The sequence below is a fragment of the Phyllobacterium sp. genome, assembly GCF_037994405.1.
In the GTDB taxonomy this organism is placed as follows: domain Bacteria; phylum Pseudomonadota; class Alphaproteobacteria; order Rhizobiales; family Rhizobiaceae; genus Phyllobacterium.
On sequence record NZ_JBBNAN010000184.1, the window covers coordinates 1 to 6,367 of the forward strand.

General features: G+C 57.0%; 7 protein-coding genes and 4 pseudogenes. 9 read left to right on the top strand and 2 right to left on the bottom strand.

Going from position 1 to position 6,367, the window contains the following annotated elements:
- Positions 1–222, bottom strand: a pseudogene (locus tag AAAC48_RS10605) (hypothetical protein); the annotation flags it as partial.
- A gap of 215 nt (positions 223–437) precedes the next feature.
- Between AAAC48_RS10605 and AAAC48_RS10610 the strand changes: the two are divergent.
- The 7 genes and pseudogenes from AAAC48_RS10610 (at position 438) to arsH (ending at position 3,704) form a co-directional block, all read left to right on the top strand.
- Positions 438–794: a metalloregulator ArsR/SmtB family transcription factor gene (locus tag AAAC48_RS10610; RefSeq protein ID WP_340654146.1), complete on the top strand. Its 357-nt coding sequence runs from the start codon at positions 438–440 to the stop codon at positions 792–794.
- Positions 787–1,284 (top strand): annotated as a pseudogene (locus AAAC48_RS10615) (arsenate reductase ArsC); the annotation flags it as partial. The gene AAAC48_RS10610 and the pseudogene AAAC48_RS10615, both read left to right, overlap by 8 nt.
- A gap of 42 nt (positions 1,285–1,326) precedes the next feature.
- Positions 1,327–1,719 (top strand): annotated as a pseudogene (gene arsN2, locus AAAC48_RS10620) (arsenic resistance N-acetyltransferase ArsN2); the annotation flags it as partial.
- Between the two features lie 9 nt (positions 1,720–1,728).
- A pseudogene (locus AAAC48_RS10625) lies at positions 1,729–1,857 on the top strand (arsenical-resistance protein); the annotation flags it as partial.
- Positions 1,858–1,868: 11 nt separating this feature from the next.
- Complete coding sequence (locus tag AAAC48_RS10630) at positions 1,869–2,576, top strand: MIP/aquaporin family protein (RefSeq protein WP_340654140.1); 708 nt, start codon at positions 1,869–1,871, stop codon at positions 2,574–2,576.
- Positions 2,573–3,001: an arsenate reductase (glutaredoxin) gene (gene arsC / locus AAAC48_RS10635; RefSeq protein WP_340654141.1), complete on the top strand. Its 429-nt coding sequence runs from the start codon at positions 2,573–2,575 to the stop codon at positions 2,999–3,001. The genes AAAC48_RS10630 and arsC overlap by 4 nt, the downstream gene beginning before the upstream one ends.
- Positions 2,991–3,704, top strand: a complete 714-nt coding sequence (gene arsH / locus AAAC48_RS10640) for an arsenical resistance protein ArsH (protein WP_340654142.1) — start codon at positions 2,991–2,993, stop codon at positions 3,702–3,704. Before arsC ends, arsH begins: the two co-directional genes overlap by 11 nt.
- 56 nt (positions 3,705–3,760) lie before the next feature.
- Here the strand turns inward: arsH and AAAC48_RS10645 are convergent, their stop codons facing one another.
- Positions 3,761–5,203, bottom strand: coding sequence for a DUF6880 family protein (locus AAAC48_RS10645; protein ID WP_340654143.1), 1,443 nt, complete (start codon positions 5,201–5,203; stop codon positions 3,761–3,763).
- Between the two features lie 433 nt (positions 5,204–5,636).
- Between AAAC48_RS10645 and AAAC48_RS10650 the strand changes: the two genes are divergently transcribed.
- Positions 5,637–6,017, top strand: coding sequence for a cupin domain-containing protein (locus tag AAAC48_RS10650; RefSeq protein WP_340654144.1), 381 nt, complete (start codon positions 5,637–5,639; stop codon positions 6,015–6,017).
- Positions 5,984–6,367, top strand: a 384-nt coding sequence (locus AAAC48_RS10655; protein ID WP_340654145.1) for a hypothetical protein, incomplete at its 3' end; no start/stop codon positions are given. The genes AAAC48_RS10650 and AAAC48_RS10655, both read left to right, overlap by 34 nt.

Genomic DNA, 6,367 nt, shown 5'->3' on the forward strand with positions numbered 1-6,367 from the left:
CGAAGGCGAATCGTGGCGTTCATATAAGTCGGGCCAACCAAGGTCGTGTCGTATGTCTTCAGGCAGGCCCTCGAGCGCAGTCTCCGTTGCCCTCAGGTTGCGTGCTCGCAGATATCTGTCACGTGCAACCTCGGCAGCCTTAATCACAAGGTTCGCTCCGTTGAGGACCACCTCGGCAAGACCGTTCAAATGGTGATCATGGTTTTTATGGTGCGTGTTCATGGAAAAGTCTCCTAAATCTCGCGGTCCAATCTAAGTTGCCGCATTGACTTGGCGAGCAGTTTCGTCCTAATTCATCATTCAATCAAACGAAATTGATGCATATATAGAATCAATTAAATTGAAGTTACTCGCATTTCTCGCGATCAGGTTTCTCGGTATCCGGAATGTAGAGGCACGCCTTGACGACCCAATATAATATCGGTAAATCCCGATATATGGAAAAAGATAAAGTCATCGAAGCCTTTTCGGCTATTGCGCAACCAACGCGTATGGACGCGTTCAAGCTCATCGTCATGCACGAGCCAGACGGTATCGCGGCGGGTGAGGTGTCACGCATCCTCGACGTTCCGCAGAACACCATGTCGACCCATCTGGCGATCCTATCGCGGGCAGGTCTGATCTCGTCCGAGCGGCAGAGCCGTTCGATCATTTACCGGGCCAACTTCGAGAACCTGCGCGAAGCCATCAATTTCCTTTTGAAGGATTGCTGCGCGGGCCATCCCGACATTTGCGCCCCATTGCTTGCCGACATCGTTCCATGCTGCCCGCCCAAGGAGAACTTCAATGCATGATCGCATCTATAACGTCCTGTTTCTCTGCACTGGAAACTCTGCACGATCGATCCTGGCAGAATCGATCTTGAACACCGAGGGCAAAGGCCGCTTCCGTGCGTTCTCGGCCGGCAGCCAGCCGAAGGGAGAGGTCAACCCATTCGCGCTGAAGGTTCTCGATGCTCTCGGTTATCCAACGGACGGCTTCCGTTCGAAAAGCTGGGACGAATTTGCCGAACCGGGCGCTCCGGAGATGGACTTCATTTTCACGGTCTGCGACAGCGCAGCGGGAGAGGCGTGCCCGATTTGGCCCGGTCATCCCTTAACCGCTCATTGGGGTATCGAAGACCCTGCGGCCGTCGAAGGCATCGACATCGAAAAGGAACGAGCCTTTTCGCTGGCCGCCCGCTACATGAAGAACAGGATCATGGCATTCCTCAATCTGCGGCACGATTCCATCGATCGGATGTGGCTGACAACGAAGCTGCAAGCCATCGGCCGCCGTGAGGGGCTGGAAGCGGAAGAAATCAGTCCGGTCGACGAAGAATTTGACGCGACTTTGCGTTCGGCATCGCTTCCGACTGACGATCTGGGCGAGTCCAAAGGCAAGTTCTTTCGCTTTGCCGATCGTCAGGGCAATCCTGTCGGATACGGCGGCATCGAATTCTACGGCAAGGATGCGCTCCTTCGCTCAATTGCAGTGCCGCCCGAAGCGCAAAAGCACGGACACGGCAGTGCTATCACACGTCTGTTGCTCCGCTATGCCGACATCCAGGGAGCGGAAACGGGCTATCTACTGACGACCGATGCCGCACCGTTTTTCGGTAAGCTCGGCTTCCACCCGGTCGACCGAAACGCTGTGCCCCCCGCGATCCTGGCCACGCCGCAGGCCACCAGCCTATGCCCTGCGCCGGCGTCTGTCCTGTCGCGATCCGTTTCCATCTAAGGAAAGCCCATGTCCATCTTTGAGCGTTGTCTCACCCTCTGGGCGGCTTTGTGTACCGTCGTCGGCATCGCCGCCGGCCATGTGATGCGGGGCGTGGTCCAGGCCATCGGTTCGGCCGAAATTGGCAGCAATCTGCCGAAGGTGCGTTCATGGCTGTGATACCGGACCTGTCCCGCCGCCTTGCAGCAGAAGCGCTCGGCACGGCGATGCTCGTTGCCACTGTCGTCGGTTCGGGAATCATGGCTGACCGGCTGACCAACGATGTGGCGCTTTCCCTGCTCGGTAATACGATCCCCACTGGCGCGATCCTGGTGGTTCTGATCACCATTCTGGGACCAATCTCGGGCGCACACTTCAATCCGGTGGTGACGACGGTCTTCGCACTCCAGCGGGAGATAGATGCGAATGCAGCGCTCTTCTACATCGTTGCGCAGTTCGCGGGCGGTATAGGTGGATCACTCATAGCGCACGCGATGTTCGAGCTTCCAATCATCGAGATTTCAGCGACAGTTCGCACCGGGACGGGACAGTGGATTGCGGAGGCGGTGGCAGCCTTCGGACTGGTCTTTACCATCCTTGCCGGCCTTCGCTTTCGGCCGGATGCAGTTCCTTGGCTGGTCGGACTCTACATTACTGCCGCCTACTGGTTCACCGCCTCGACATCGTTTGCCAATCCGGCCGTCGCCATCGCGCGAGCACTGTCGAACACCTTCGCAGGCATCCGGCCCGTCGACTTACCCGGCTTTATCATTGCAGAATTCCTCGGCGCACTGCTCGCGATGGCGCTTGCCGGCTGGATGCTGGCCGAACAGAAACCCACGCCCCAAGCGCTCAACAAACTGAAAGGTGCTGAATGACCACGAACGTCACCATTTATCACAACCCTGACTGCGGCACCTCCCGCAACACACTGGCCATGATCCGTAATGCGGGGATCGAGCCGACGATCATCGAATATCTCAAGACCCCTCCGAGCCGCCAGGAACTGATGGACCTGATCCGGAGGGCCGGCCTGACGGTTCGGGAGGCGATCCGCGAAAAAGGCACGCCGTTTGCCGAACTCGGACTCGACAACCCATCGATGACAGATGAGCAGTTGCTCGATGCAATGGAAGCCCATCCGATCCTGATAAACCGTCCGTTCGTCGTCAGCGATAAAGGCGTGCGGCTCAGCCGACCATCGGAGTTGGTTCTTGAGATACTGCCGGTCCCGCAGAACGCTCCTTTCACGAAGGAAGACGGCGAGGTCGTCTTCGACAGCGAAGGAAGGCGTGTTGTCTGATTTGCCCAATGTTTCCTCGGCCGCGCTGCAGGTTCCGGATGCCTCCAACCTGTCCGGTCTACGCTCAGTGCACCGTCCACGCATCCTCTTGCTCTACGGCTCCCTGCGCAAAGTCTCCTACAGCCGCCTGCTTACGCAGGAAGCCGCGCGGCTTCTGGAGCACTTCGGTGCCGAGACCCGCATCTACGATCCCGCCGGTCTTCCGCTTCCGGATGGCGCGCCGACCGACCATCCGAAGGTACAAGAACTCCGGGAGTTGTCGTTGTGGTCCGAGGGCCAGGTTTGGACCAGTCCAGAGCGGCACGGTGCCATGTCCGGCGTGATGAAGTCGCAGATCGACTGGATACCGCTTGCCGACGGCTCGATCCGCCCCACCCAGGGACGAACGCTCGCAGTGATGCAGGTATCGGGCGGTTCTCAGTCGTTCAATGCGGTCAACCAGATGCGGGTGCTCGGGCGCTGGATGCGCATGATCACCATTCCCAACCAGTCATCGGTGGCCAAGGCTTATCAAGAATTTGACGAGCACGGCCGCATGAAGCCGTCCGCCTACTACGACCGCGTCGTCGATGTGATGGAGGAACTCGTCAAGTTCACGCTCCTAACCCGTGACGTTTCTGGCTATCTGACGGATCGTTACAGCGAACGGAAGGAGAGCGCAGCCGAGCTTGAAAGGCGTGTCAAATTCAAGAATGCTGTTTGACGCGAAGACTTAAACCGTTCACTGCGATCGGCATCGGTCCTGTTCCCACTTTCGCGTTACAGATAAATTGCAAGCTTCCAAAACCCGGTCTTGCTTCTGTGCTTGGTTCTCAGGTTTGCTGCATAGTCTTCATGAGAATCAACGGGGTGCCAGTCTTTGATCTCGGCTGAAAGCCGCCTAGCCTCAGCCAAGTGGCGGGCGGCGTGCTTATATCGGGCAGTTCGTGTGCGATCTAGCACGAAGTCGATTATTGCGCGCAGGAGGATGACCGACGCCAGGGGGTGTTTATCCCGCAGCGCCTCGGCCGCGGATGTCAGGAATTCATAACGGTCGCCATCGAATTGTGCTGCTCGCGAGATCACCAGCCTCCCCGCGTGATCCAGCGCCGGCCACGACAATAGGAATGCCAAGGCGCGGTAGACATCGGGATCGTGATATACGTAAGCAAGCGCCTTCTCCTCCGCCTCCATGTCGTCGAAATCCGGCAGGCGTTTCAGAAATGCCCGCAGATGATCGGAGTTAAGCGTTCGTTCGAACGACTGCCACCGAAACTCCTGGGCCTCATCTTTGCGTCCCAGAGCGTCCAGTACTTCTGTGTACGCGGCTTCCCATTCGAAAGGGACTGGATGGCTGTTTGTGAGCTCGGCCTTGTTAATGGCGTCCAGCGCTTCGTCCGGCCGCCCGGCGGCCACCAACCTGCGGGCAATCTCTGCGGCGACTGCTGGCTCTGATCTCGCATGCTCACCCTTCTGTGCGATGAATGCGTCGACATCGCCTTGCGCGTCGGCGATCTGTTCCAGAGTCGTTCGTATGGTTCGATCGCGTTTTCGGAGGTTGAGGATATCCTCAAAGGACGCTCTTGCATCGCTTCGACCAGAGGCAGCTCGGCCACTTCCTGGCAGATCGCCCTCCGCCTGTTTTGACCATTCCACAAATAGCATTTTCAGGCGATCGAGACCTTCCAAGCCGAGGGCAGGCGCTAACGCTTCAATCAAACTGTCAAACTGGCCATAGTCGTTGTGCTGCAAGGCACTGAAGGCGCGGTCCGCAAGCAGACGCGGATCCCGTCCCGCCGTCTTTGCAATCATGCCCAGATCCACACAAGCGAGACGGAAAACGGCCATGATCGTACCATTGCTATCGGTGCAGCGCGAAAACACCGAGCGAGCCACTCCCATAAAACGCCACATAACCTCCAGCGCCTCATCAGCATCGATTCCGGCGATAGTTTCGGCGATGACGCGACGCTGAGTGTCGAGATCACTTTTGAGCGCTTTAATCCGCCGCCAGCCTATCTTTGACTGTGACCGATCAATGGACGACAAACGTTTGGTCACTTCCCGGGCAAGCTCTTCGCCGCTCTGCATTCCGGCGAGCTCTATCCGCAAACGCCGTTTGTTGGCTGCGCTTCCCGTACTGATCTCGATTAGCAACGCAGCCAGCCTTTCGGCACCGAGTGCCTCGAGATTTTTTGCGTTCAATGTTGTCTTTGATGCCATGTCACTTGTTGTTCCCGCGTTCGTCGTCGTGGCGACCTTACAGCCGTTGATAGGCCCGGCCAACGATCGCGGAACATCATTTAAATCAGGGATGTGATGCTCGCGCGGCGGTTATTGCCAACTGTTACAATGGGGTATCGACGTTCATTGAGAAGTGTCTCCAAGCCATCAAAAGATGAGGGTATTCTAAGACTCTTAATTAGGGCATTCGCCGTCTCGACACCAATCGTAACAAAACGCGTGGCTCTCCTTGTAGGAAACGAAATTGACCGAGGCTTCGGAGTGGACGTCCGTTGTCGGCGCTGTCACGAGCTGCATCCGACTTATATGCCCGGCGCAATACATGGTAGATTTCATAGCGCAACCAATCGGGGGCGCTAATGCTAGTTTGTACATTCTGGCTCGCGGTCCCAACGCCAATCGGGGGAAGCAAATGACAGCATCGCGCCGCGTAGTTCGCCTGAAAGAGGATGCTGCTGGCGAAAGCCATTTTGATGACTATGAGATAACGTTGGAAGTCAGCGATTTTGCTCCTCCAGCACCTTCCTTGCTGGTTTCATCAGTTGGCGACGCTTCAGGTTACGTTGTGGTCCGCCTGCCAGTTGGATGGGTGGGAGAACGACATCCGTCTCCCCATCGCCAGATCCTCTTTTGCCTGTCGGGCGAGTTGAAGGTGACCGCCAGCGACGGCGAAATCCGAATGGTTAAGACCGGGAGCGCATGGCTCATGGCGGACACGCGTGGGAAAGGCCATGAGACCGAAGTTGTATCAGATGAACCGTGCGACGCGGCCATCATATTGCTAAACGATTGAAATTGAGGCACCACCTGAGTTTGTTTGTAGTCACCGGAAATCGCTGCAATCTAGCGTTGGCGGGAACCGAGTTTCGAAATCGCGCTTTTGGTGGCTTCTTTGATTTCCTGATTGGAATCGAAGGTAAGCATATGATTGTCGGCAAGGTCGACCAATGCCGCGGCGACCTCTTGTTCTCGCCACCCGGCGGCCATGGCCCGTTCCGCCATTTTCTGAAAGGCGATCTGCATCGCACTTTGACAATGAAGGCTCCGATTGGGATCATCGACAGGAACTTCCGGTGCCGGCACAAAGGTCGAGGCGTTATGAATGGCGGCGAGATAATCGGGACAACGTTATCAGAGGTGTGC